The sequence below is a fragment of the Clostridium sp. BSD9I1 genome (assembly GCF_900185645.1).
Lineage (GTDB): Bacteria > Bacillota > Clostridia > Clostridiales > Clostridiaceae > Clostridium_AK.
The window spans coordinates 51,264-75,898 of sequence record NZ_FYAM01000005.1; the positions used below are offsets into that span (position 1 = coordinate 51,264).

The 24,635-nt window shown below is 30.1% G+C and carries 18 protein-coding genes; 14 read left to right on the forward strand and 4 right to left on the reverse strand.

The features are described from left to right. Positions 1-151 precede the first annotated feature (151 nt). The 6 genes from BSD9I1_RS02515 (at position 152) to BSD9I1_RS02540 (ending at position 12,427) form a co-directional block, all read left to right on the forward strand. Entirely contained in the window at positions 152-1,597 is a 1,446-nt protein-coding gene (locus BSD9I1_RS02515) for an MFS transporter (RefSeq protein ID WP_186429000.1), read from the forward strand. A gap of 139 nt (positions 1,598-1,736) precedes the next feature. Then, positions 1,737-2,621, forward strand: a complete 885-nt coding sequence (locus BSD9I1_RS02520) for a tRNA 2-thiocytidine biosynthesis TtcA family protein (protein ID WP_035311581.1) — start codon at positions 1,737-1,739, stop codon at positions 2,619-2,621. Between the two features lie 169 nt (positions 2,622-2,790). Beyond that, entirely contained in the window at positions 2,791-6,066 is a 3,276-nt protein-coding gene (locus BSD9I1_RS02525; protein ID WP_186429070.1) for a DEAD/DEAH box helicase, read from the forward strand. 113 nt (positions 6,067-6,179) lie between these two features. Continuing rightward, entirely contained in the window at positions 6,180-7,064 is an 885-nt protein-coding gene (locus tag BSD9I1_RS02530; protein ID WP_186429001.1) for a radical SAM protein, read from the forward strand. Positions 7,065-7,251: 187 nt separating this feature from the next. Further along, a complete protein-coding gene (locus BSD9I1_RS02535; RefSeq protein WP_242966387.1) occupies positions 7,252-10,452 on the forward strand; it encodes a DEAD/DEAH box helicase in 3,201 nt (1,066 codons plus the stop codon). 280 nt (positions 10,453-10,732) lie between these two features. Then, the gene (locus tag BSD9I1_RS02540; protein ID WP_186429002.1) at positions 10,733-12,427 is read left to right on the forward strand and encodes a methyl-accepting chemotaxis protein; all 1,695 of its coding nucleotides are present in this window, start codon (positions 10,733-10,735) and stop codon (positions 12,425-12,427) included. Positions 12,428-12,531: 104 nt separating this feature from the next. Here the strand turns inward: BSD9I1_RS02540 and BSD9I1_RS02545 are convergent, their stop codons facing one another. Continuing rightward, a complete protein-coding gene (locus tag BSD9I1_RS02545) occupies positions 12,532-12,957 on the reverse strand; it encodes a hypothetical protein (RefSeq protein WP_052085875.1) in 426 nt (141 codons plus the stop codon). A gap of 328 nt (positions 12,958-13,285) precedes the next feature. On the opposite strand from BSD9I1_RS02545, the gene BSD9I1_RS18985 reads away from it, so the two are divergent. From BSD9I1_RS18985 to BSD9I1_RS02570, 6 genes are all read left to right on the forward strand, one after another. Continuing rightward, positions 13,286-13,411 (forward strand): hypothetical protein, encoded by a 126-nt coding sequence (locus BSD9I1_RS18985; RefSeq protein ID WP_278281151.1) that lies wholly within the window; start codon positions 13,286-13,288, stop codon positions 13,409-13,411. A gap of 180 nt (positions 13,412-13,591) precedes the next feature. Beyond that, positions 13,592-15,472 (forward strand): ribosomal protection-like ABC-F family protein, encoded by a 1,881-nt coding sequence (gene abc-f, locus BSD9I1_RS02550; protein ID WP_186429003.1) that lies wholly within the window; start codon positions 13,592-13,594, stop codon positions 15,470-15,472. Positions 15,473-15,502: 30 nt separating this feature from the next. Next, a complete protein-coding gene (locus BSD9I1_RS02555) occupies positions 15,503-16,765 on the forward strand; it encodes an MFS transporter (RefSeq protein ID WP_186429004.1) in 1,263 nt (420 codons plus the stop codon). 377 nt (positions 16,766-17,142) lie between these two features. Beyond that, positions 17,143-18,567, forward strand: coding sequence for an efflux RND transporter periplasmic adaptor subunit (locus BSD9I1_RS02560; RefSeq protein WP_186429005.1), 1,425 nt, complete (start codon positions 17,143-17,145; stop codon positions 18,565-18,567). Then, entirely contained in the window at positions 18,567-19,274 is a 708-nt protein-coding gene (locus tag BSD9I1_RS02565; RefSeq protein ID WP_035311576.1) for an ABC transporter ATP-binding protein, read from the forward strand. The genes BSD9I1_RS02560 and BSD9I1_RS02565 overlap by 1 nt, the downstream gene beginning before the upstream one ends. Then, on the forward strand, positions 19,275-20,480 hold the full coding sequence (locus tag BSD9I1_RS02570) for an ABC transporter permease (protein ID WP_186429006.1): 1,206 nt from the start codon (positions 19,275-19,277) through the stop codon (positions 20,478-20,480). It abuts the gene before it with no gap. An 88-nt stretch (positions 20,481-20,568) separates the two neighbouring features. Here the strand turns inward: BSD9I1_RS02570 and BSD9I1_RS02575 are convergent, their stop codons facing one another. From BSD9I1_RS02575 to BSD9I1_RS02585, 3 genes are all read right to left on the reverse strand, one after another. Continuing rightward, a complete protein-coding gene (locus BSD9I1_RS02575) occupies positions 20,569-20,967 on the reverse strand; it encodes a (deoxy)nucleoside triphosphate pyrophosphohydrolase (RefSeq protein WP_035311574.1) in 399 nt (132 codons plus the stop codon). Between the two features lie 150 nt (positions 20,968-21,117). Next, the gene (locus BSD9I1_RS02580) at positions 21,118-22,068 is read right to left on the reverse strand and encodes a hypothetical protein (RefSeq protein ID WP_186429007.1); all 951 of its coding nucleotides are present in this window, start codon (positions 22,066-22,068) and stop codon (positions 21,118-21,120) included. After that, entirely contained in the window at positions 22,061-22,549 is a 489-nt protein-coding gene (locus BSD9I1_RS02585; RefSeq protein ID WP_186429008.1) for a sigma-70 family RNA polymerase sigma factor, read from the reverse strand. Before BSD9I1_RS02585 ends, BSD9I1_RS02580 begins: the two co-directional genes overlap by 8 nt. Before the next feature lie 311 nt (positions 22,550-22,860). Between BSD9I1_RS02585 and BSD9I1_RS02590 the strand changes: the two genes are divergently transcribed. Both BSD9I1_RS02590 and BSD9I1_RS02595 read left to right on the forward strand, forming a co-directional pair. Beyond that, the gene (locus tag BSD9I1_RS02590) at positions 22,861-23,862 is read left to right on the forward strand and encodes a 2-hydroxyacyl-CoA dehydratase (protein ID WP_186429009.1); all 1,002 of its coding nucleotides are present in this window, start codon (positions 22,861-22,863) and stop codon (positions 23,860-23,862) included. Beyond that, the gene (locus BSD9I1_RS02595) at positions 23,859-24,620 is read left to right on the forward strand and encodes an acyl-CoA dehydratase activase (RefSeq protein ID WP_186429010.1); all 762 of its coding nucleotides are present in this window, start codon (positions 23,859-23,861) and stop codon (positions 24,618-24,620) included. The genes BSD9I1_RS02590 and BSD9I1_RS02595 overlap by 4 nt, the downstream gene beginning before the upstream one ends. Positions 24,621-24,635: the final 15 nt, after the last annotated feature.

Genomic DNA, 24,635 nt, shown 5'->3' on the forward strand with positions numbered 1-24,635 from the left:
ATAAGCCAATTTGATAAAATTAAATAATAAGCTTTAATATTTAATAGTTAATATTTTGTGAGGAATTTTTGCGAATAAATCTTCTAAACAAAGTATTAACTATTATGCATTTAATATTAGCTAAAAATAATAGTGGAGGATTTTATAAACTATGGAAAATACAAAGGATAATATTTATAAGAACAGATGGCTAATACTCCTTATCGTTGTTATGCAGCCATTTATGGCATGCTTAGATGGTAGTATTGTCAATGTTGCTTTGCCTGTTATGGCAAGAAGGCTATCAGTAACTATGTCATCAATAGAGTGGGTGGTAACAAGTTACCTAATAGTTATTTCAGCAACTATTTTAGTTTTTGGCAGGCTTGGAGATATAAAAGGAAAGACTACTGTGTTTAAATGGGGACTTGTACTTTTTGCTATAGGATCATTGCTTTGTGGCATTTCAAGTACATTAACTATGCTTGTGGTTTCTAGAGTGGTACAAGCTATTGGAGCATCAGCAACCATGGCAACAAATCAGGGTATTATAACTCATGTATTCCCAGCAGAAGAAAGAGGACGAGCACTCGGAATATCAGGGACATTTGTTGCACTTGGAACACTAGTAGGCCCCCCACTTGGAGGCTTCATAGTATCTGTTGCAAGCTGGCAATACATATTTTTAATCAATGTACCTATAGGAATTTTAATATTTATATTTGGTATGAAGTTTTTACCTAAGTCCAATGATGGAGTAAATGAAAAGTTAGATATTAAAGGAGCATTTTTATTTTTAGTAGCAATTGTTTCATTATTTATGTGTGTTACAAAGGGCCAGGAAATTGGGTATAATAATTTCATGATAATTTTAGGATTTATATTAGCAATAGGCTCATTTACAGCATTTATAATACTTGAAAAAAGAACAGAGTCACCATTATTGCAGTTAGATATTTTTAAAAATAAATTATTTTCAATAAGTGTATTTTGTGCATTTATTTCATTTGCAGCAATTAGCTGTATAAATATCATTCAACCATTCTACCTTCAGGAAGTCATAAAATTATCACCTTCATCTACAGGATTGTTTATGATGGTTTACCCTCTAATTTTAACTGTAGTTGCTCCAATTAGTGGGTACTTATCAGACAAGATTGGATCAGAATTTCTTACATTTCTAGGGATTTCGTTTACAGCAGTAGGGTTAATATTTATGTCTACCTTAAATGAGTATTCAACTATAGGAGTTATGATGATTTTTGTATCCATACTATCTTTAGGAAATGGACTATTCCAATCCCCAAACACTTCTTTAGTAATGTCTACTGTACCAAAGCATAAACTTGGTATTGCAGGCAGCGTCAATGCTTTAGTAAGAAATGTAGGAATGGTTTTTGGAGTCTCATTTTCAACAACTTTATTATACAACAGAATGAGTTATAAAATTGGGTATAAGGTTTCAAGTTTTGTTCAAGGTAGAGAAGACGTATTTATTTATGGCATGAGAATTGTGTATATTTCCGCGGCAATAATATGTGCAATTGGTGCTTTAACTACAGCTCTTAGATTATATCAGAAAAAAAGAAGTAAAAAAGAACTGTCTAAGGTTGCCTAAGGTGGGGACGGTTAACAACAATTTATTAAATCCATTTAATTTATGGATTGTGATAAATAACATTGAAATTATAAGTATTTTGCACTAAAATAGAAAAGAATAAGATTTATAATTATACGTTCCAACATGAGGTGATAGAATGAGTGATAATAACAGTAATAATAGTATAGCAGGAGAAGGCTGCGAGTTATTAATTCCGATAAATGAAAGAAAGCCATTGAAAGATATAGAAAGAAGTATAATTAAAACATATAGAAAAGGAATATGGTCTAAGTTTATTAGAGCAATTAGCGATTTTAAATTAATAGATGAAGGCGATAAAGTTGCAGTAGCTATTTCTGGAGGTAAGGATAGTTTGCTCTTGGCAAAGCTATTCCAAGAATTTCAAATACACTCAAAGACTAAATTTGAGTTAGAGTTTATTGCAATGGACCCAGGTTTTCATGAAAGTAATAAAGAGATGCTGTTAAGTAACTGTGAGTATTTGAATATTCCAGTTAAAATGTTTGACTCTGGAATTTTTGAAGTTGTAGATAGGATTGCAAGGGATTATCCATGTTATATGTGTGCAAGAATGCGTAGAGGTTCATTATATAATAAGGCAAAGGAACTTGGATGTAATAAATTAGCGCTGGGTCACCATTTTAATGATGTTATTGAAACAACTTTATTAAATGTATTATACTCTGGAAATTTTCAAACTATGAGACCTAAATTAAAAGCTAAAAACTTTGAAGGTTTAGAATTAATTAGACCGATGTTCTATATCCATGAAGATGATATTAGACGTTATACATTAAATGCTGGAATTTCTCCTATGAACTGTGGTTGTATGGTAGCAGCTAGTAAGATTTCAGGTAAACGTACTGAAATAAAAAATTTAATTAAAGATCTAAAGAAGAACTTTAAAGATGTAGAAAAATCTATATTCCAATCAGCACAAAATGTTGGAATGGATTCCATTTTAGGCTGGGTAAAGGACGGAAAAAAATATTCATACTTAGATTTTTATGATGAAGAATAGATTTTAAATAATAGGGGCGGTTAGCAATAGACGTTATGAGAGTCATTGTTGACCGTCCCTATTATTAACTATAAAAAGTGGTATAATAATATTTATGGATTAAGAAGATAGATGAGGACGGTTAGCTAAATTGTTAACCGTCCCAAAAGTTTTAAAGTTAGGAGAGAATATATTGAGAAGGGAAATGTTATTAGAAATATTTAGCAAGGGGATTAGTGGTAAGAATTATGATAAGGGACAAATAGTGCTGGATAATGATTTGGTTTCTTCTATAAATATTACTAGTGAAGAAAATTTAATTTGTATAGATGGAAATGTTATTTCTGAAAATCTTTTTAATGAATACAGTACAAAAATTGAAATGGATGCTGAAAAGAAAAGTATTTTCTCCACTTCTTGCAGTTGTAAGGATTATGAAAATAACGAATTTAAAAAGGAAAATTATTGTTGTAAACATTTAGTTGCAACTTTCTATAAATGCTTAGATGAATTAACAAAACATCCTCTTTTAAAAGAAGAACAAGAGAAAAATTTAATAGTGAAAAATCTCGAGGAAAGTATATTTAAAAATGAAAATAGTACTTTAGAAATGCTTTTACAAGATGAAAAATATAAGGATGAAATAAAATTAGAGATTTATATAAATAAAAATGAATTTAATGGTAACATTACAGCGGAATTTAAGATAGGACTTAACTCTATGAGCTCTAATAGTCTTTATGTTTTAAAGGATATAGATCAGTTTTTAACTTACTACTATAACAAAGTTCCTATAAAATATAGTAAAAACTTTACATTTGATATTAGAAATCAAAGACTTAGTACAAAGGATAAGAGAATTATTGATTTTGTTATTATGTTAAAGGAAATAGAAGGCCCTCATAAATATATCAATAGAACTGAAAAAAAAGCCGTAAATGGTAAGTATATCAATATACCCCAATATTTAGTAAGGCAATTTTTTTATACTATAAAAAGTCACAGAGTTTATTTAAATGAAGGATTTTTTTATAGGGCTGTTGAAACCGAAATATTAAATGAATCTCCGCCTATAAAATTTGATTTAAAAATGGTAAAGAGTGAATATGTGCTTAAATCTCCAGATGGAATGCCAATGAGTTTAGGCTCTAAAAATGATGTTTTTTTATATGGATCAACAATATATTTACCAGACTATGAGTTTTGTTATAAAATAACACCATATCTTGAAGTGCTTAAAGGAGTAAGAGTTGTCACAGTTCCAAGAGAGGAGGAAGAGACTATATTACGAAAGTTAATTCCAAATCTTAAATTTTTATCTTCTAACATTACATTAACCAAAAATATAAAAGATAAAATAGTAATGGATGAGTGTAAGTTTAATTTTTATTTTGATCAGGAAGGGAAAAATATTAATCTTACTTTAAAGGTTAGGTATGGGGCCTTTGAATTTAACATATTTGAAGATTACAATGAGAAAATTATATACAGAGATTCTAAAAAAGAACATGATGTTATCTCACGCCTTAGAGCATTTGGATTTGAAGCAGTAGCAGGAAAATTTTATTTATTAATGGGAGATGACTACATATTTAGGTTTTTTAAAAGTGAAATAGATAAGCTACAGGAAATAGGGGATGTATATTATTCCGAGAACTTCAAAGGTATAAAATCTATTGGTAAAAAGGGTATTAGTGGAGATATTAAATCTGGTAAGTACAATTATTTTGAAATGGAGTTTAAAATAGGGGATATTTCACCTCAAGAGACCTCTAAAATATTAAGAGCATTTAGAGATAATTTAAAATATTACAAGCTTGAAAATGGAGAATACCTTGACTTAGAGGAACTAGAACTTAATAAGTTTTTGAAGCTTTTAGATGTGGTTTCTCATGATGATATAGATGAAAATAATATTAAAATATCTAAAAGTAAGGGAGTTTTCATAGATAATTATTTAGATGAAAATGATATTAGGTATATAAAAGGCAAAAAAGAATTAAAAGAAATAAGAGATAAATTTAAGAATATAGAAAAATTAAAGTTTGAGGTCCCAAAGGACTTAAAGGGAAGCTTAAGAGAATATCAGAAGGTTGGATATAATTGGATGAAAACTCTAGATTATTTAGGCTTTGGAGGGATTTTAGGAGACGAAATGGGACTTGGTAAGACCCTTCAAACTATTGCTTTTATATTATCCAACAAAGGGAAGAAGTCATTAATTATAGCTCCTACATCATTAGTATATAATTGGATAAATGAATTTGAAAAATTTGCACCATCTATTAAGGCAGTTGCCATTAACGGACTAAGAGAGGAAAGGGAAGAAATAATTAAAAATATAAAAACTTATGATGTAGTAATAACAACTTATAATTTATTAAAGAGAGATTCAGATATTTATGAGACCATAGAATTTGATTATTGCATATTAGATGAAGCTCAATATATAAAAAATTCAAATTCTCAAAATGCTATATCAGTAAAAGATATAAATGCAAAAACAAAATTTGCATTATCAGGTACACCAATTGAAAATTCTCTTATGGAGTTATGGTCTATATTTGATTTTATAATGCCTGGATATCTATATGATGAAAAGAGATTTAGCGTAAGATATCATAAAAAACTTAAAGAAGGTCCAGAGGTTTTAGAAGAATTAAATAAGCTTATAAAGCCATTTATTCTTAGAAGAAGAAAAAGGGATGTTATAAAAGAATTGCCTGATAAAATAGAAAAAAGGCTACTTGTGAGTTTAGATGATGAGCAAAAGAAGGTATATAAAGCTTATGCAAATTATGCAGTGGAGCTTATTGAAAAAAAGGTACGTGATGACGAATTTAAAAATAGCAAGATAGAAATACTTTCTTACATAACAAAGCTAAGACAGCTGTGCTTAGACCCAAAGGTACTCATGGATGATTATACTGGGGGCAGCGGAAAGATAGAAGCCCTTGTGGAACTCTTGTTTCAAAGTATAGAAGAAGGCCACAGGATACTTGTATTTTCACAATTTACATCTGTGCTTAAAAACATTGGGAAAAGACTTGAGTTAGAATCAATATCTTTTAGTTATCTAGATGGTTCTGTCCCTTCAGAGAAGAGAATGAATATGGTAAAGGCCTTTAATGATGGGAAGAACTCAGTATTTTTAATAAGTTTAAAAGCTGGAGGAACGGGGTTGAATTTAACTTCAGCAGATGTGGTGGTCCACTTTGATCCTTGGTGGAACCCAGCAGTTGAAGAACAGGCTACAGATAGAGCACACAGAATTGGTCAAGAAAATGTGGTAGAAGTAATAAAAATCATAGCTGAAGGAACTATCGAGGAAAAAATTATATCACTTCAAGAAGAAAAGAAAAAGCTAATTTCACAATTGATGGGAGACGAACTTTCAGGAGGTGAAGGCTTTGCAGCTTTAAGTGATGAAGAAATATTAGGGTTGTTTGAAAATGGTGATGGTTAGCAACTATTGAATTTATATATGATATTTCTATTTAATAATTGTAAATATAAGCATTGTATATAAAAGAGGTTTTGATCCTACTAAATTAAATAACTATAATGAGGTAAAGTAAAATGGAACTTATTCCTGCAAAGCAAATACTATCATCCTGGGCAGATAATAACAACTGGTTTGGAATAAATTATAATATGAATATATATAAAGGCTGTTGTCATGGATGTATATATTGTGATTCAAGAAGTGAATGTTATCAAATTAAAGATTTTGATATTGTTCGTGCAAAAGATAATGCTATTGAGATATTAAATAGTGAACTTAAATCAAAGAGAAAAAAGGGCGTAGTTGGAACTGGTGCAATGTCAGATCCATATAATCCTCTTGAAGCAAAATATAAATTTACTAGAAGTGCATTAGAACTCATAAATAGATATAACTTTGGAATGGGTATTGCCACAAAAAGTGATCTTATTACAAGGGATATAGACATATTAAATGATATAAAAAGTCATTCACCTGTTCTTATCAAAATTACAATTACAACTGCAGATGATAGTCTTAGTAAGAAAATTGAGCCTAATGTAGTAGTATCATCTAAAAGGTTTGAAGCAATAAATAAACTTTCTTCTCAGGGGATTTTTACAGGTATATTACTAATGCCTGTGTTACCATTTATTGAAGATAGTGATGAAAATATACTTAGGATTATAAGACTTGCAAAGGAAAGTGGAGCAAAATTTATTTATCCTGCATTTGGAGTTACACTTAGACAAAATCAAAGAGACCATTTCTTTAACAAGTTAGATGAAAACTTTTATGGCGTAACTGAAAAATATATAAAGGAATATGGGTTTTCCTATGAATGTCGCTCGAAACGAGCGGCTAAATTGTGGAACCTCTTTAAAGTAGAATGTGATAAGGCGAAAATATTATATAAAATGAAAGATATCATTGCTGGCTACAAAAGAGATTATGAAGTAAAACAAATAAGCTTCTTTTAATTAGAATCAAAGCAGCTTCTGCATAAGTAAATAATACAAATTAATCTAAAGGCATCTGCAAATTGCAGATGTTTTTCCACGTTCTTGGGGACGGTTGGCAACAATTAATTAACATATCATAAAAATCTAGAAAGAAAAAGGAATTATGCATTATAATAAATCTTAAGGTGATGTTTTAAAGAAGTAAATGGATACTAAAAAAAGTGAAAATCCTAAATTAGGAAAAGAGATGATAAAAATAAACATAAAAGAAATAGAACAAATAATTTTCAAAGCTTCTTCTAATATAATGAGAAAAATGGGAGAAGAGGTTTTTAAAAATGGATTAGTTACTAATGTGAAGGGAAGAAAAATAGAAGAAATATACCATATCTATGGAGAAGTATCCGGTGACAAGAATTATGATGAATTAAAAACCCATATAAAAATAAACTTGAAGTATAAAAAGCTAGATGATGTGCGTTGTAGCTGTGAGAATTTTAGAGAGATTTCTAAAGATAAAAGATTGTTTATGTGTGAGCATTTAATTGCTACGGCATACAGGTTTTTAAGTTTATTAGAAAATAAGAAATGCAAAGAAAAAAAAACGCAGGAAAAGTTACTTAAGCAAGAAAATACGCCAAAGAAACAAAAAGAAAAAACTCATGTGGGCATGGATATAAAAATAACTCATAAATCATGCAAAGGAATAAGTAGTTATGAGTTAGAATTCCGATTGGGCTTTGCACAAAAGTACTTAATTGATGATTTAGTGGGTTTTATTTTAAATCTAGACAAGGGACAAAGTATTTGCTTCAATAATCAGTTTATCTATAATCCAGAAGAATATGTGATTTCCCCCAAAGACATAAAAGTAGTAAATTTTATTAGAGAATATGTAAATAAAAGCAATGGCATATTTTCCATGGGTAGAGTATTAACAATAGACGCTAATGATTTAAGAAGATTTTTAGAATGTATAGAGAAAAGCAAAATTAGATTTAAGTACAATGGGATAGAATATAACACAACTGTCTTTAATACTGATTTACCTCTTACTTTTACTTTAAAAGAAGAAAAAGAATACTTTAAATTAACAACTTATAATAAGCTTCCAATTTCTTTAACTGAAAACAAAGATGTATATTTCTTTAATGATAATATTTATTTACCTTCTAGCAATCAAATTGAAAAATATTTACCTTTATATTATAGATTCAGAGAAAGAAATGAGATTTTATATGATAAAACTATAGGAAATTATAATAAAATTATTTCTTTGCTAAATAGCATTTCAACAGATATTACACTTACAGAAGAAATAAAAAGATTTGCAGCTAGTTTATTAAAATTTGAATTTTTTATTTATAAAGAGAAGGAAGATATATATTGTAATGTATATACAATGTATAACAATGAGAAGATCAACATATTAGAAAAGATTAATAAAAAAACACAAGTTATAAGAAATTCACGCCAGGAAGAAAGAGTTCTTATGAAGCTTGAATACTATAAGTTTATAAAGAGAAAAGATACGCTTATATTTATTGGCGGGGATGAAGATCTTTTTAATATATTAAATAGTAAGAAACGTGGAATACAATCATTAGGTACACTAATTTTAGGCCAAGGATTAGAAGATATAAAATTATATAATACTAGCTCTATTAACATAGATTTCTATGAGGGAAACGATAGATTTAAATTTAGTTATAATATTGGTGATGTGGATACTAGGGAGCTAGGAGATATATTTAGAAGCTACAAATCCAATAGTAGATTTTATAAAACTAAAGATAATGGATTTATAGATTTTGAAGATGAAGGTATAAGAAATTTCTTTAATTTAATTGAAATATTAGATATCAATAAGGATATAGATAAAGGTAGCTCTTATATAGAAAAAAATAAGGCAATATATATAGCTGAAAGCTTGAAAAATAGGGATTATAAATTTGGGGAAGGAATAGAGCTTATAAAGAATATAGAGAACAAAATAACTACAATAAATAGTAAAGATGTAACTGTTCCAAAAAGTTTAAGGGCAAAACTTAGAGAATATCAAATCATTGGATTTAAGTGGTTTAATAGCTTAAGTGAGCTAGGGTTTGGTGGTATTTTAGCAGACGAAATGGGTCTTGGAAAGACAGTTCAAACCATAGCCTTTCTTGTAGGACAAAAGAGTAAAAAGTCTTTGATAATTGCTCCAACATCCTTGATTTATAATTGGAAGTCTGAAATAGAAAAATTTGCTCCAGAATTAAGAGTAGGTATTGCTCATGGAAATATAGAGAAGCAGGAAATTGTAATAAATAATTTAGAAGAATATGATTTGCTTTTAACCACCTATGGAACTCTGAGAAATAACATTGATAAGTATAGTAATATTCAATTTGACTATTGTATTATAGATGAAGCTCAAAATATTAAAAATTTCGAAGCTCAAGTAACTTTGGCTGTTAAAGAAATTAAGGCTAATGCAAGATTTGCACTTACAGGAACTCCTATCGAAAATAGTTTAACAGAACTTTGGTCTATATTTGATTTTATAATGCCCGGCTATCTATACTCTAAAGAAACCTTTGAAGAAAAGTTTATTTATAACGAGGATTGTGATTTAGAAAATCTTAAGTTAATTATAAAGCCCTTTATTTTGAGAAGAACTAAAAAAGAAGTTATAGAGGATCTTCCAGATAAAATAGAAAAGAAAATATTAGTAGAAATGACCTCAGCTCAAAAGACTATATATAAAGATTATATAAAAGAGGTTAAAGAAAAAATAAAGGATAGTTCCAAAGGGAAAATAGAAATTTTCTCTTACTTAACAAAACTAAGACAAATTTGCTTAGACCCCTCTCTTGTATTTAATGAATATAAAGGAGGCAGTGGAAAGCTTAAGCTTGCAATGGCATTAATAGAAGAAAATACAGCATCTCAGGGGAAAACACTGCTTTTTTCACAGTTTACTTCTGCTTTGAAAAAGATAGCCGAATCTTTAGAAGACAATGAAATTGAGTATGTTTATTTAGATGGATCTACACCACCTAAAGAAAGAATTAAATTAGTAAATGAGTTTAATAGTAGTAACAAGCCTAAGGTATTCTTAATCTCCTTAAAGGCGGGGGGTACCGGACTTAATTTAACCTCAGCAAACTTAGTTATTCACTTTGACCCTTGGTGGAATCCAGCAGTAGAAGATCAAGCAACAGACAGGGCTCATAGAATTGGACAAAAGAATGTAGTAGAAGTAATTAAGCTAGTTTCAAGAGGAACTATAGAAGAAAAAATAATATTAATGCAAGAGCATAAAAAAGAGCTAATTGATACGATTATTACAGGAGAACTTACAGAAGGTACTATATTAAATAAGTTATCAAAGGAAGAGCTATTAGAACTTTTTTATAGATAGCCATTATTAAATTTGCATTCACTTGATGATCAGCATAATGATTAATTAAAATGGGACGGTTCACAACTATCATGGGTAAATAGTTATGAACCGTCCTTAATTGTATATATTATTCAATAATATTCCTGATATTTACATATTGATATGGAATTATTGGTTATTATGGGTGTTGTGCTCAATAATATAGATAAAAATTTAATGAAAATAAAGGAAATAATAAAAAAATATCGAATATATTTAAACACTAAAAAGTTGTAGCTAAAGATGGAGGAGTAAAATTATGAAAATCAAAGGGAAATTAGTGGCAGCATTTAGCTCTATTATAGTTATATTTTCTTTAATTATTTTTACAGTAGTCTATTATAGAGTTAATAAAATGGCAAATGAAAACTTTAAACAGACTATATTAGCTAATGCTAATATGGGAATTACTCTTATAGACACAAAATATCCTGGAGAGTGGGAATTAAAGGGAGAGAAATTATATAAGGGAGATACCTTAATCAATGAAAATTTTGATGTAGTGGACTCAATAAAAAAGGATACAGGATATTTGTCAACAATATTTATGAAGGATACAAGAGTATCTACTAATGTGCTTCTAGATAATGGAGAAAGGGCAATTGGTACAAAAGCTTCTAAAGATGTAACTGAAAAGGTATTAAATGAAGGAAAGGAATATCATGGAGAAGCGGTAGTTGTAGATAAAAAAGTAATAACTTATTATTGTCCAATAAAGAATTCAAATGATGAAGTTATAGGTATGTGGTTTACAGGAATAGAAAAAACAAAAGTTGACTCAGAAATACGTACATTAATGATAAGTATTTTTATAGTAGGCATTATAGTATTAATTATTAGTATAGTTTTTACGTTTATAATAGCAAAAAACCTAGTAAACCCATTAACCCTTGCAATAAATCATTTAGGATTGATATCAATGGGTGATTTTACTATGGGTGTACCAGGGAAGTTTATGAAAAGAAAAGATGAAATAGGTGAAATTGCAAAGGCTTTAGATACTATGCAAAGTTCTATAAAGGCTCTTGTGGAAAATGTAAGATATGAGACAGATTCAATTGAAGATGTTGTATATATGGTAAATAAAAAAGTAATAGATTTAAATGAAAGTATAGAGAAAATATCATTAACTACAAAAGAACTATCTGAAAGTATGGAAGAAACTGCGGCATCATCAGAAGAAATGTCTGCAACCGCAGAGGGAATTGAAAGAGCAGTTTACTCCATTGCAGAAAAATCGCAAGAAGGTGCCATGAAGGCAGGAGAAATTAATAAAAGAGCAGAGGATACAAAAGAAAATGTGCAACATTCTCAGAAGAAATCTAATGATATATTTATAAGCACAAAAATGGATTTAGAAAGGGCTATTGAAGCATCAAAGGTTGTAGAAGAAATAAATGTACTTTCAGAATCTATAATGCATATTACATCTCAAACAAATCTTCTTGCATTAAATGCTGCTATTGAGGCTGCAAGAGCAGGGGAAGCAGGAAAGGGATTTTCAGTAGTAGCTGAAGAAATAAGGAAGCTAGCAGAACAATCTAAAAGTACAGTAATAGAAATTCAAAATATAACAAGTAAAGTAACAGAATCTGTAAAGGATCTTTCAGCAAGCTCAAACAAGCTATTAACATTTATGAATACAGACGTATCAAATAATTATAATACTATGCTTAGTGTTGCAGATAAATATAGTAAAGATGCAGAGTTTGTTCATAATCTAGTATCAGAATTTAGCTCGACTTCAGAGGAACTTTTAGCATCCATAGGTGATGTGCTGAAGACCATAGATGGAGTTGCAAAAGCAGCTGGTGAAGGGGCCGGAGGAACAACAGATATTTCAGGTAGGGTTTTGGAAATTAATAATGAATCTAATGATTTATTAAAAGAAGTATTAAAATCAAAAGAAAGTGCTGATAATCTCAAGAAGGAAGTTTCTAATTTCAAAATTTAAGCCTTTAATAAAAGGGACGGTTCACAACTATTTACCAATAATAGTTGTGAACCGTCCCAAGGTTGTTATAGAATTTAAAGTAATATGAAATAAATTTCAATAAATTATAAAAGTACATCAATTCTCTTTTTTAAAACATCATAAATATCTTCACATTGTTCATTTATATCATAGACTAATTTTTCAGTATCTTTTATTTTAGAAGATTTAGATGAAGTGTTGATAGACACTGCTAAATGACCAGCAGAGCTGGCTAAGCCTAATGAAGTAGCACTTAATAAATATAAAGTATTTAATAATGGAGTAACATAGTTTTCTATATAGTTCTTTTCTTCAGGATTTAACCCTAATTTAGTTATTTCATCTTTAATTATGTTTACACTTGAAATAGTTTCAGCAGACTTAATAATATTATCTGAAATTGAGCAAGGTTCGGTTTCTACATCATTAATAGAATGTGTATTGTTTTCATTGTTTGTAATATTTATATTATTTTTTTGCCTTTCTTTAAATTCTTGTTTGCTACTCATCTATTAACTCCATAACGCATAATTTTATTTATTATTTATTTATATGGGATTATATGCATGGGTATGTATAAACATTTTATTTTCATAAAAACATGTGAGTAAAGTTAAGTATTGGTTAAATGTAACAAAAGGTTATTATGAAATAGTTTTCATATAGCAATAAGATGGAACCATGATTATGTAAAAAGTAATAATCATATTGTGAAAATATACTATGCCAATGGAAAAGTTTATGATAAAAACCAGTAAATTTCAGAAATTCATTGATTTTATAATTGACTTGGATTATAATGTTAGTGTTACATATTAAAGTAAAGGAGGTAAAATTATGAGTATTTGCATTATTAGAAAAATGGATAAAATTAGAGCAATATCTGTAAGAATTTCAGCAAATTTTGTGTTTAACGGGACAAGTGCGTCTAAAATTAAATATTTTTCTAAAGTAAGCAGGTGATTCATATTTTACCAGATATACTAAGTTAATAATATCCGGGTAAGGTGTGGCCTTGCCCGGTTTTTTATATTTTTTTTGTGCAGCATTCCGGGCAGTAGTTTACTTGCCTGGATTTTTTGTTGTTAAAAATTAAATAAATCTGGCAAGCACATCTTATCCTTATTTTAAGGAGGGGTTTATATGATTGAATTATCATTGAATGGAGTAATTAAGTATTTTGGAGCTAATTTAATTTTAAGTAATATTACCTTTGATATGCATCAAGGAGAAAGGGTTGGGTTAGTTGGAAGAAATGGAAGTGGGAAAAGCACAGTACTAAAACTGATATCGGGACTAGAGCCTATTGATAAAGGAAATATGGCCATTAGAAAAGGAGCAAAAATTGGATACCTAGAACAAATGCCAAACTATAAAGATGAGTATACAGCTCGTAAAGTCTTGAATCTTGCATTTAAAGATTTAACTGACATTGAAGAAAATATGATAGATCTTGAAAATAAGATGAGAAATTTAGAGGAGGAAGAGCTTCATAAGATATTAAAGCTATATAGTAATATGCAGCAGCGGCATGAGGCAATGGGTGGATATGAAAAGGAAGAGAAACTTAGTAAAATATGTAGTGGATTGAAGTTAACAGATGAATTTCTAAATAAGCAGTTCAGCGTACTAAGTGGAGGAGAAAAAACTACTGTAATGCTGGCAAAAATATTGCTGGAAGAACCAGATGTATTACTTTTAGATGAGCCAACAAACCATTTAGATACCGAATCTTTAGAGTGGCTTGAAAATTACCTGAAAGAATACAGGGGAACTGTTCTTATGGTATCCCATGATAGATATTTTTTAGATAGTGTTGTATCTAAAATAGTTGAAATCGAGAATTTAGAAAGTAAAACCTACATAGGGAATTACTCTAACTTTATAAGGCAAAAAGAGGAAAATCTAAAGTTGGAATTAGAAGCATATAAAGAACAGCAGAAGAAAGTAGGGGCTATAGAAAATTCAATAAAGACCTTAAGAGATTGGGCTAATAGAAGTGGCAATGAAAAGTTTTTTAGAAGAGCTGCAAGTATGCAGAAGAGACTAGATAAAATTCAGAAAGTAGATATACCTAATACTGAAAAACAAAATATGAAACTAAGTTTTATAGATAGTGAGCGATCGGGGAAGGAAGTAGTAAAGATTGAAGATGCGTATAAAAGCTTTGATGATAAGATATTATTTGATAATGCTGATTTATTAGTTACTTATGGAGAAAGGGTAGCACTGATGGGACCTAATGGAAGTGGAAAATCTACTATTATGAGAATTTTATTAGGAGAAGAAGGTGTTAGTGCTGGCAAGGCGGAGCTAGGTGCTAATATTAAAGCTGCATATTTACCGCAAAATATAACCTTTAAGGATGAAACGCAAACAGTTCTTCAGTATTTTAGAGAAGATATAGATATATTGGAAGGTAAGGCTAGAGAATATCTTTCAAAGTTTATGTTTTTTGGAGAAAGTGTGTTTAAAAAGGTTAAAAATTTATCAGGAGGAGAGAAAACAAGACTTAAACTAAGTAAACTTTTATACGAGGATATAAATTTACTAATATTAGATGAACCTACAAATCATTTGGATATTGAGTCAATAGAAACATTAGAAGATGCACTAATGGATTTTAAAGGAACTATATTCTTTATATCCCATGATAGATACTTTATAAATACGATTTGCAATAGAATAGTGGCTCTTGAAAATAAGCAGCTTATAAATTACCTGGGAAATTATGATTACTATAAAGTAAAAAAAGCCGAACTAAAAGAAAGGCAGGAAGAGATAAAGGAAAAAAAGCTAAGGAAGGTAAGAGAGGTAAATGAGACAAAGAAAAAAGAAATTGAGACTAAGAAGATAGAGAAAAAAATAAATAAACTTGAACAAGAGATCTCTGAATTGGATATTAAAATAGACTCTATAGGTTCTGATTATATAGAACTAAGTAAATACACTTCTCAAAAAGAGAATATTGAAAAGGAACTAGAAAGGTTACTGGAAGAATGGATTAAATATAATGAAAATTAATTAAATATTATGCAAGGACGTGAATATAAAATGAAATATTTAAAACAACTGCTAAAACCATATATAGGATTGCCTAAAGAAATATATGTAATATTTGTTGCTAGAATAATTAATGCTTTTGGTTGCTTTGTAATGCCATTACTAACAATTATACTAAAAGACAAAATAGGACTATCAGAGCAAATGGTTGGAGTGTATATAAGCGCCACAGGCATATTACAGCTCCCAGCTGCTATGCTCGGCGGAAAACTGGCGGATAGTATTGGAAGAAAAAAAGTAATAGTTATATTTGATTGCTTAGCCGCGTTACTTTACCTAAGCTGTGGATTTATGAAGCCATCTATTACTATGGTATATGTATTAATGCTAGCATCAGCCTCAATGATTACTGCAGGACCAGCGCATGACTCTTTAATAGCAGATTTAACTACTCATAAAAATAGGGAGGGAGCATATGCTCTTTCATATATGGGATGGAATTTAGGTTTTGCTATAGGACCAGTTATAGGTGGACTTTTGTATGAAAAAAACTTATCTCTTATATTTATAGGGGATGCAATAACAGCTTTAGTTTCTCTGGCATTGATCACGCTATTTATTAAAGAAACTATTCATAAAACAGAGGAAGAAATCACTGATGAAGATCGTATTATGGAAAGGCGCGAAGAAGGTTCCATTTTTCAGGTACTTATAAAAAGACCAATATTAATTTACTTTGCTGTAATTGTATGTGGATTTAACTTTGTCTACTCTCAATGGTCATACTTAATGCCGCTTCATCTTATATCTATTCATCCGGAAAATAAAGCTGAAATTTTTGGACGAATATCAGGACTCAATGGAATAGTAGTAATATTATTTACTCCTTTAATTACTTATATGTCTAAAAATGTTAAGAGTATTAGAAGAGTAGTTTATGGAGGGGTGTTATATGCCTTAGGGTTTGGAATGCTAGGATTTTATAATGGGTTAGTATACTTCTTTGTAAGTACATTTATATTTACTTTAGGAGAAATATCACTTGCAATTAGTACGTCACCATTTATTGCAAATCATACACCAGCGTCCCATAGGGGAAGAATGAGTGCTATTATTCCTATGATATATGGATTGGGTTATACACTAGGACCTGTAGGGATGGGGCAAATATTAAGATTTGTAACAATAAATGGTGCTTGGAAGATAGTTGGAAGTATAAGTATAGTTGCGTCTTGCTTTATGCTTATACTTGAGTCTTATGAAAGAAGAAATAAAATTCAAAATAGTACTGAAGAGGTAATAAGTGTAAAATAGTATAAAAAAACATGGCTAATCGATTTTTGTAATCAATAATTTTTCCTTTAGCATAGAGGTTTCATTGTAGTTATTAAGAAATAATTAATATATTAAATTTACTATGAAGTAACTGGAAATATTGAACTATTGCTTTGCATATGATATCATAAATGGCATAAAAGCCAATTGGTTTAATAATATAACTCAATTGGTTTATATTTGTATTTGTTAATTGATGATAGTGAATACGAAATTGAATTACCCTGATAATTTATCTAAATACATTTCTTGGAAGTGTATTTGGTTAATTATTAGGGCATTTTAATGAAAAATAAAAGAGATCATATAAATGAGTGTAACATTGAAGTGATCTATAAGTATAAAGGGGGAGAATTATGGATAATGGAAATTTAGAAAGTCAGTCAAGTATAGGAGTGGATACACAGCCAAATGCAAAGACAATTATAGGGTCTACTTCAGGTATAGACATCAATAATACTAAACCACAAAAACCTAAAAAGATCAGATTTAGGCTTAAAAAACCAATGATATTTGTTTTACTTATAATCATTGTAGTAGGAGTATTTGGAATTAGGTCCTATTCTAAGTCTCAAAAGGCGAAGATTAAAGAAGTTAGCACTGCAGCAGTTAAAAAAAGTTCATTAACTCAATCAGTAACGCTTACAGGCAGTATTGAATCAAGCAGCAGAAACGAAATAGCATTATCACCTTCTCTGAAGGTTGTGGAGATTTTTATAAAAGAAGGACAAACTGTCAAAAAGGGTGATGTCTTGGCTAAGTTAGACGACTCAGATTTTAAAAGTCAGTTAGAAAAGCAAAAACTTAATTTATCTAATGCAGAATATAATTTAAATTACATAGTAGAAAACAGTTCATCAAACGACAAACTAACTTCTGAGAATGCATTAAAACAGGCACAGATATCACTGGAAAATGCCAAAATTAATTTGGACGATGTAAATAAGAAATTTGGACAAAGTAAAAGTTTATTTGAAGATGGATTGGTATCAGCCAATGAATTTGAAGCAGCAAAAAAAGCAGTTAAGGACAACCAAAATGCTGTGAAGAGTGCTGAAATTGCTCTGGCAAATGCGCAAAGTACTTATTCTAGCATGGATTCAACTATAAACAATAAGATTATAAATCAAAAAAATCAAATTGAATTAATTCAGTCAGAAATTCAGAGTCTTAACAAGAAGATTGAGGATTGTAATTTAAGAGCAAATGTAGATGGAATAGTTACAAAAATAGATGCTAAAGTAAATCAATATCCAGAAGCAGGGGAGAAGATTATAATAGATGATAATTCATTATATAAGGCTTCTATGGATGTAAGTCAGTATGATGCTATAAAGATGAAGAAGGGACAAAAGGCAATAATTAATGTAAATGGAGGGGACAAAAAATACACAGGAGCTGTCACAGATATTGGCCAGCGTGCAGAAAAAAAGTTAAACTCAACAGATCAGGATTCAAAGGTTAATGTCAAAGTATCTATAAACAAGCCAGATACAAATGTTAAAATAGGGTATGAAGTAGACACAGAAATTATTTTGAATGAAAAGAAAGATGTACTACAAATAGGTTTTGAAGCAATAAAAGAAGATGCAGGTAAAAAATATGTTTTTGTTATAGATGGTAATAATACAATAGTTAGAAGGTACATCACTACAGGATTGGAAACTGATTATAATATTGAGGTTTTAAGTGGATTAAAAGAAGGGGAAAAATACGTATTAAGTCCAGAAAAAACTTTAAAAGAAGGCGACAAAGTTTCTGAGTCTGGAGGAAATAAATAATGGTTATTGAAATTCAAGATCTTATAAAGATATATGATACGGGAGCTATTACGCTAAAGGCTTTGAAGGGCGTTAATTTTCAGGTTGAAGAAAATGAATATGTTGCAATTATGGGTGCATCTGGTTCAGGCAAGTCTACACTTATGAATATTTTAGGCTGCCTAGACAGAGCTTCTTCTGGTAAATATATTTTAGATGGCAAAGATATATCTACTCTAGATGATGATAGTCTTGCTGAAATTAGGAACAAAAAAATAGGATTTGTGTTTCAGTCATTTAATTTACTTCCAAAGCTTAGTTCTCTTGAAAATGTTGAGCTGCCTATGATGTATAATAGGATACCTTTAGCGGAGAGACGTAAAAGAGCAAAGGTAGCTTTGGCAAAGGTAGGGCTTGAAAGCAGAATGCATCATAAACCAAATGAGTTATCTGGAGGTCAAAGACAGAGAGTTGCAATTGCGAGAGCTTTAGTCAATAATCCGTCGATACTTTTGGCAGATGAACCTACAGGAAATTTGGACAGTGCATCAAGCGAAGAAATAATGGGTATTTTTAAAGAGTTAAATGATGAAGGTGTAACCATAGTAATGGTAACTCATGAGTCAGATATAGCAGCATATACAAAGAGAAATATTCTGTTTAGGGATGGAAATATAATATCCGATAAACCTGTTTTAAATAGAAAATTAATTAGGGGGCAGGTATAAATGTATCTTCTTGAGAGCTTAAAATCTGCTGTTCAAAGTATAAAGGCAAACAAAATGAGATCTTTTTTAACTATGCTTGGAATAATAATAGGTATATCATCTGTTATTACGATAGTATCAATTGGAGAAGGGGCAAAGCGGTTTATTACAGGAGAATTTGAGGGCATGGGTACCAATGTAATAAATTTGCAGATGAATTCTTCCTCAGATGATATAAGAAAAAGAGATTATTTTACCTTAGAAGATGTAAATTTAATAACAGATAAGGTGCCAGAAGTTACTGCCGTTGTGCCTATAGTCAATGGCATGGGTTCCTTTAAAGCAAACGATAAATCTAAGAGGGTATATGTAAGTGCAACAAATCATAAACATCCAGAGGTTGAAAATATAAAGATTTCCGACGGAAGATTTTTAAATGAGCATGATGTTGAGACTAACAAAAATGTTGCAGTGATAGATTATCGAACAGCGGAAGAATTATTTAATGATGCAGAAAATGCAGTTGGAAAAAAGGCAAAAATGAATATAGGTGATAAATATTTAGATTTGTTCATCGTAGGTGTTTTAAAGAGTGAAGAGGGTTTGGCTTCTTTTGATGGTGGCAGGCCAGGGCAGATATACATACCTATAACAATACGAGAACAAATAATGAAATCTACTGATATAAGTTATATGTCTGTTATTGTGTCGGATATGTCAAAAGCAGATGAGACAAGCTCTAAAATAACAAGAATTATTGAAAACAAGCATAGAAATTCAAATAAATACACAGCTAACAAGGGCTTTCCAGAGCTAGATAGTGTTAACAAGATATTAAACATGCTTATACTTGGGTTAGGAGCAATTGCAGCTATATCATTATTAGTTGGTGGCATAGGAGTAATGAACATAATGCTTGTATCTGTAACAGAAAGAACAAGGGAAATAGGTATAAGAAAAGCAATTGGTGCTAAGACCAGTGATATAAAACTTCAGTTCTTATCAGAATCGGTTATTTTATGCTTAATAGGAGGAATAGTTGGAACTATGCTGGGTATCTCAGCAGGAAAAGCAGCAAGTAAGTTAATGAAGGTGGAAATTCCAGTATCAATAAAAGTTATACTTATTGCTTTTATTTTCTCATCATCAGTGGGAATTTTCTTTGGCCTATATCCTGCTAAAAAAGCAGCAAAACTTGATCCAATTGATGCCTTGAGGTATGAATAAAAGGGGTCAGGCCCCTGGGATAAAAGGTAAAACTAGAAGTTTTCATTAGTAAAAAATGTAGGAGGGATAAGCTATTTAACTTTCCCTCCTAATCGATTTTTGATGCCAATAATTTAACAGCAGGGATATCTGCAGGTGCCCAGTTTAAAGAAAGCAAGTTTTCTTTAGGTAACCAAATAAGTTTTGCATGCTCATCTGCAATAGGGTGTCCACCTACAATTCTGCACTTTGTTGTAATTAAATTTACTATACAATTATCATATTCATGAGTGTTGTCATTGAATATATTAATAAATTCAATATCACAACTAAGCTCTTCTTTAATTTCCCTTACTATTGCATCAGCAATTGACTCACCCTGCTCAATTTTTCCACCAGGAAATTCCCAAAGATTTGGGAGTGTCATTTTTGTAGAACGAAGAGCACAAAGCACTTGATTTTGTTCATTTTCAATAATTGCACCAACTACTTTTACTATTTTCTTCACTTTAAACACCTCTTTATATAGTGTAGCATAGATGTCAAGTGCCAGGCACGTGGCAAGTTGGAAAAGTTATCGAAGATGCCTAATATAATATATGTGCCATATTATTTACCGCCCCCTAAATTTAGGGCGCGGCATCTTGAAAACAGATATTTATTTTGTAGGATTTGAAACAGTTAGTTCATTCCATAGTTTCTCAAAAACTTTATCATTAATTTTAAAGTATACAGTGGAATAGCCATAATATACATATCCACTTTTTAAAATTGTAAAACTTACCTCGCAGCCATCTTTTAATTTTAAGATGATTTCTTTATATTCATCATCATTTCTATAATCACCTAAGGAAGTTTCTATTTCCTCCTGAGAGTAAGGAGTAGACTTATTTACCTTATCAAGAAAGCGATTTAATAAAGCTATATCATTTATTGGGCTAAAAGCTTCTACACCATTATTCCAATTATTATAACTTCTAAATTTAGCTTTGATAACATTGCCCTTAAGATTTAATTTTCCAAATACATCTGCTCCGGTATTAATTGTTATTCCATTCAAACAGTCATAAAACTCAGGGTAAGATGCTCCGTCGGGAGTTTTAATATTAGTCATTATTCTAAAGGCTTTATCATAGCCTTTTACTGTATATACATCCTGCTCTCCTATATTAGAGGCAAACTCCTTTGAATACTCTGTTTGTTTACTCCATTCATTTATATTAGCCTTTGTTCTACCTAGTTTCTCGCCTAAAAGATTTTCCGTATTTTTAGAATCAATGATTGTATGAGAAGAAGTATATATTTTGCCATTATATACAATAAGGGGAATCATTTTAACATAGATGCCATTGTTATTTGGTAATTCTATTTTAGGGATGGTTACTATATTAGGTGGATTTTTAGTTTTATTTATTATAGTTTTAAAGCTCATAAGTCCTATGCAGATTAATAAAATAGCGGCTACTGCTGCAAAGGAAGTATTATACAACTTTTTCTTTGTCCTCTTTGTCTCTATAGAAGTAGACTTTAAATTGTTCGCTAGTTTATTTTTGAATTCTTCACTTGCTTTTATATTAGAAAAGGCATCTTTGATTTTATTTTTATTCATGCTCAAAATCCTCCATCAATTTAGATTTAAGTAATTTCCTTGCTCTACTAAGTTGTGAACCAACTGTTGATTCTTTTAAATTTAAAATGTTAGCAATTTCAGAAATACTATAATCTTCATAGTAAAATAGAAAAATAACACTTCTATATTTCAATGGCAAGCTTAAAACAGTTGCAATTATTTCATTATCTTCCTGCGTAGCAGCAATAAACTCACCCTCTAATGGAGCTGTCTTTTTAAACCATGAAGACTTTAATTTATCTTTACTTAAATTAATTGCAACTTTAATTAACCAGGCCTTTTCTTGTTCACTGCTTTGAAATGTTGGCTGCTTCTCAAGAAGCTTAATAAAAGTCTCTTGTGTTATATCTTCAGCATCATTAAAGTTTTTCATGTAAGAGTAGGAAATTCTTAGTATCATATCAGAATATTTTTCAATAATATTTTGAATATAATTTTCGGTACCATAAAATTTATTCATGAGTTTTTACTCCCCTTTCACTACTAATACGATTCATAAAGGCAAAATTTTGCACTAACTAATATTTTTATTAAATAAATCTTGATGTTGCATTGATTGGCTATTAAGCTTGACTTAGTAAATATTTTATAGTAAACTGTAGCCACATAAAAAATAATAGAGACAGTTCGTAACCATCCTGTCTATAAACAAAACTAGGACGTAACTACTGAATTAGGTAGTTTTTTGTTTATGGAGGGCGTATGCCCTTTTTTGTTTGGAAAAAATAGAAAATTATAGATATATAGTTCCTAAAGTAAGGAGAAGTTGTAATGAAAAAAATAGGTTTAACTACAACAGTACCAATAGAAGTTATAATTGCTGCAGGATATACACCGGTAGATTTAAATAATATCTTTATAACCTCAGAGAATTATTTGAAATATATAGATATAGCTGAAAGAGATGGATTTCCTAAAAGCTTATGTGCTTGGATAAAGGGAATTTATGGAGTATGTTTAGAAAATAATATTAAAGAAATAGTTGGAGTTATGGGGGGAGATTGTTCTAATACTAAAGCCCTTATTGAAGTGCTTGAGTTAAGAGGAATAAAGGTTTATCCATTTTCCTTTCCAAATAGCCATAATCTTAAGGATGTAGAAAATGAAATAAAAAGATTTATGGATATCTTTAATGTAACTCTAGAAGAAGTTGAACCAGTTCGAAAAAGATTGAATGAAATTAGGGAGTTAGGTAAGGAAATTGATGAATTAACATATAAGGAAAACAAGGCTACTGGCTTTGAAAATCATCTGTATCAGGTAAGCTTAAGTGACTTTAATGGAGATATAAATTTATATAAAGCTGATCTTGAAAAGGCTATCCATGATATTAGAAAAAGGGAGCCAATAAATAAAAAATTAAGATTAGGATATATAGGGGTTCCTCCAATGACTGGAGATATATATGACTTTGTTGAAAATTTTAATGCTCATTTTGTATATAACGAGGTACAAAGGGAATTTGCTTTTCCTAGAGGAGATAAGGCTTTAAATATATTTCATCAATATTATGACTACACTTATCCTTATGATACTGGATTTAGAATTAAGGAATTAAAAAAACAAATTGAAGATAGAAACTTAGATGGCATAATTCACTACACTCAGGCATTTTGCCATAGGGCAGTTGAAGATATAGTGTTAAAGAATCAATTAGATATTCCAATCCTGAACATTGAAGGGGATAAGTTAAATGCATTAGATGCAAGAACAAAACTTAGGCTAGAAGCTTTTCTTGATATGCTTCTTGATTTAAAGGAGGCTGAAAGATGAGAATATTAGGAATAGACCTTGGAAGTAGAGAAGTTAAGATTGTCTTAATGGAAAATAATAATATAGTCCAAAAGAAAAAAGTAAGTACAATGAGTTTTTACAGAGATTACTGCAGCTTTGATGGCAAGATAATTGTAGATTTAGAAAAACTTGATATAGGTGAGGTTGATAAGGCAGTATCTACAGGTTACGGAAAAAACAATACTGATTTAAAGCTCTTTACACCAATAAATGAGATAAAGGCTCATACTTATGGAGCTATTTACCAAACTAATTTAAAAGATTTTATACTTTTAGATGTTGGTGGACAGGATGTTAAGGTAGTTAAAATAGAAAAAGGTATTACTACGGATTTAGAGCTTAATGAAAAATGTGCTGCTTCCTGCGGTAGATATTTAGAGAATATGGCAAATGTGCTTGAAATATCCCTTGATGAAATGAGTAAATACTCAGAAAATCCTGTGGATTTAAATTCAACTTGCGCGGTATTTTCTGAGTCAGAGCTAATTGGTAAAATCGCTGAAGGCGTAAGTATTGAAAGATTATGTGCAGGGGTTAATTATTCTCTTTATAAAAGATTGCAGCATCTTTTAACTAAATTTAGAGGTGAAAAACTAGTTTTAACTGGTGGTGTTGCTAATAATACTGCAATAAGAAAATACCTTGAGAATGATTATAAAGAAATAGTATCTGTAGAAGAACCTCAATTTAATGGAGCAATTGGTTGCTGCTATTATGGAAGTAAGATTTTAAGATAAATTCAGGAGGAATAA

What these genes read in the sequence shown, in the direction of transcription:
- BSD9I1_RS02585 (WP_186429008.1), bottom strand. Translation starts at nt 22,549, where the DNA reads ATGAATAAATTTTATGGTACCGAAAATTATATTCAAAATATTATTGAA.
- BSD9I1_RS02580 (WP_186429007.1), bottom strand. Translation starts at nt 22,068, where the DNA reads ATGAATAAAAATAAAATCAAAGATGCCTTTTCTAATATAAAAGCAAGT.
- BSD9I1_RS02595 (WP_186429010.1), top strand. Translation starts at nt 23,859, where the DNA reads ATGAGAATATTAGGAATAGACCTTGGAAGTAGAGAAGTTAAGATTGTC.
- BSD9I1_RS02560 (WP_186429005.1), top strand. Translation starts at nt 17,143, where the DNA reads ATGGATAATGGAAATTTAGAAAGTCAGTCAAGTATAGGAGTGGATACA.
- BSD9I1_RS02570 (WP_186429006.1), top strand. Translation starts at nt 19,275, where the DNA reads ATGTATCTTCTTGAGAGCTTAAAATCTGCTGTTCAAAGTATAAAGGCA.
- BSD9I1_RS02545 (WP_052085875.1), bottom strand. Translation starts at nt 12,957, where the DNA reads ATGAGTAGCAAACAAGAATTTAAAGAAAGGCAAAAAAATAATATAAAT.
- BSD9I1_RS02540 (WP_186429002.1), top strand. Translation starts at nt 10,733, where the DNA reads ATGAAAATCAAAGGGAAATTAGTGGCAGCATTTAGCTCTATTATAGTT.
- BSD9I1_RS02590 (WP_186429009.1), top strand. Translation starts at nt 22,861, where the DNA reads ATGAAAAAAATAGGTTTAACTACAACAGTACCAATAGAAGTTATAATT.
- BSD9I1_RS18985 (WP_278281151.1), top strand. Translation starts at nt 13,286, where the DNA reads ATGAGTATTTGCATTATTAGAAAAATGGATAAAATTAGAGCAATATCT.
- BSD9I1_RS02565 (WP_035311576.1), top strand. Translation starts at nt 18,567, where the DNA reads ATGGTTATTGAAATTCAAGATCTTATAAAGATATATGATACGGGAGCT.
- abc-f (WP_186429003.1), top strand. Translation starts at nt 13,592, where the DNA reads ATGATTGAATTATCATTGAATGGAGTAATTAAGTATTTTGGAGCTAAT.
- BSD9I1_RS02520 (WP_035311581.1), top strand. Translation starts at nt 1,737, where the DNA reads ATGAGTGATAATAACAGTAATAATAGTATAGCAGGAGAAGGCTGCGAG.
- BSD9I1_RS02535 (WP_242966387.1), top strand. Translation starts at nt 7,252, where the DNA reads ATGGATACTAAAAAAAGTGAAAATCCTAAATTAGGAAAAGAGATGATA.
- BSD9I1_RS02530 (WP_186429001.1), top strand. Translation starts at nt 6,180, where the DNA reads ATGGAACTTATTCCTGCAAAGCAAATACTATCATCCTGGGCAGATAAT.
- BSD9I1_RS02515 (WP_186429000.1), top strand. Translation starts at nt 152, where the DNA reads ATGGAAAATACAAAGGATAATATTTATAAGAACAGATGGCTAATACTC.
- BSD9I1_RS02555 (WP_186429004.1), top strand. Translation starts at nt 15,503, where the DNA reads ATGAAATATTTAAAACAACTGCTAAAACCATATATAGGATTGCCTAAA.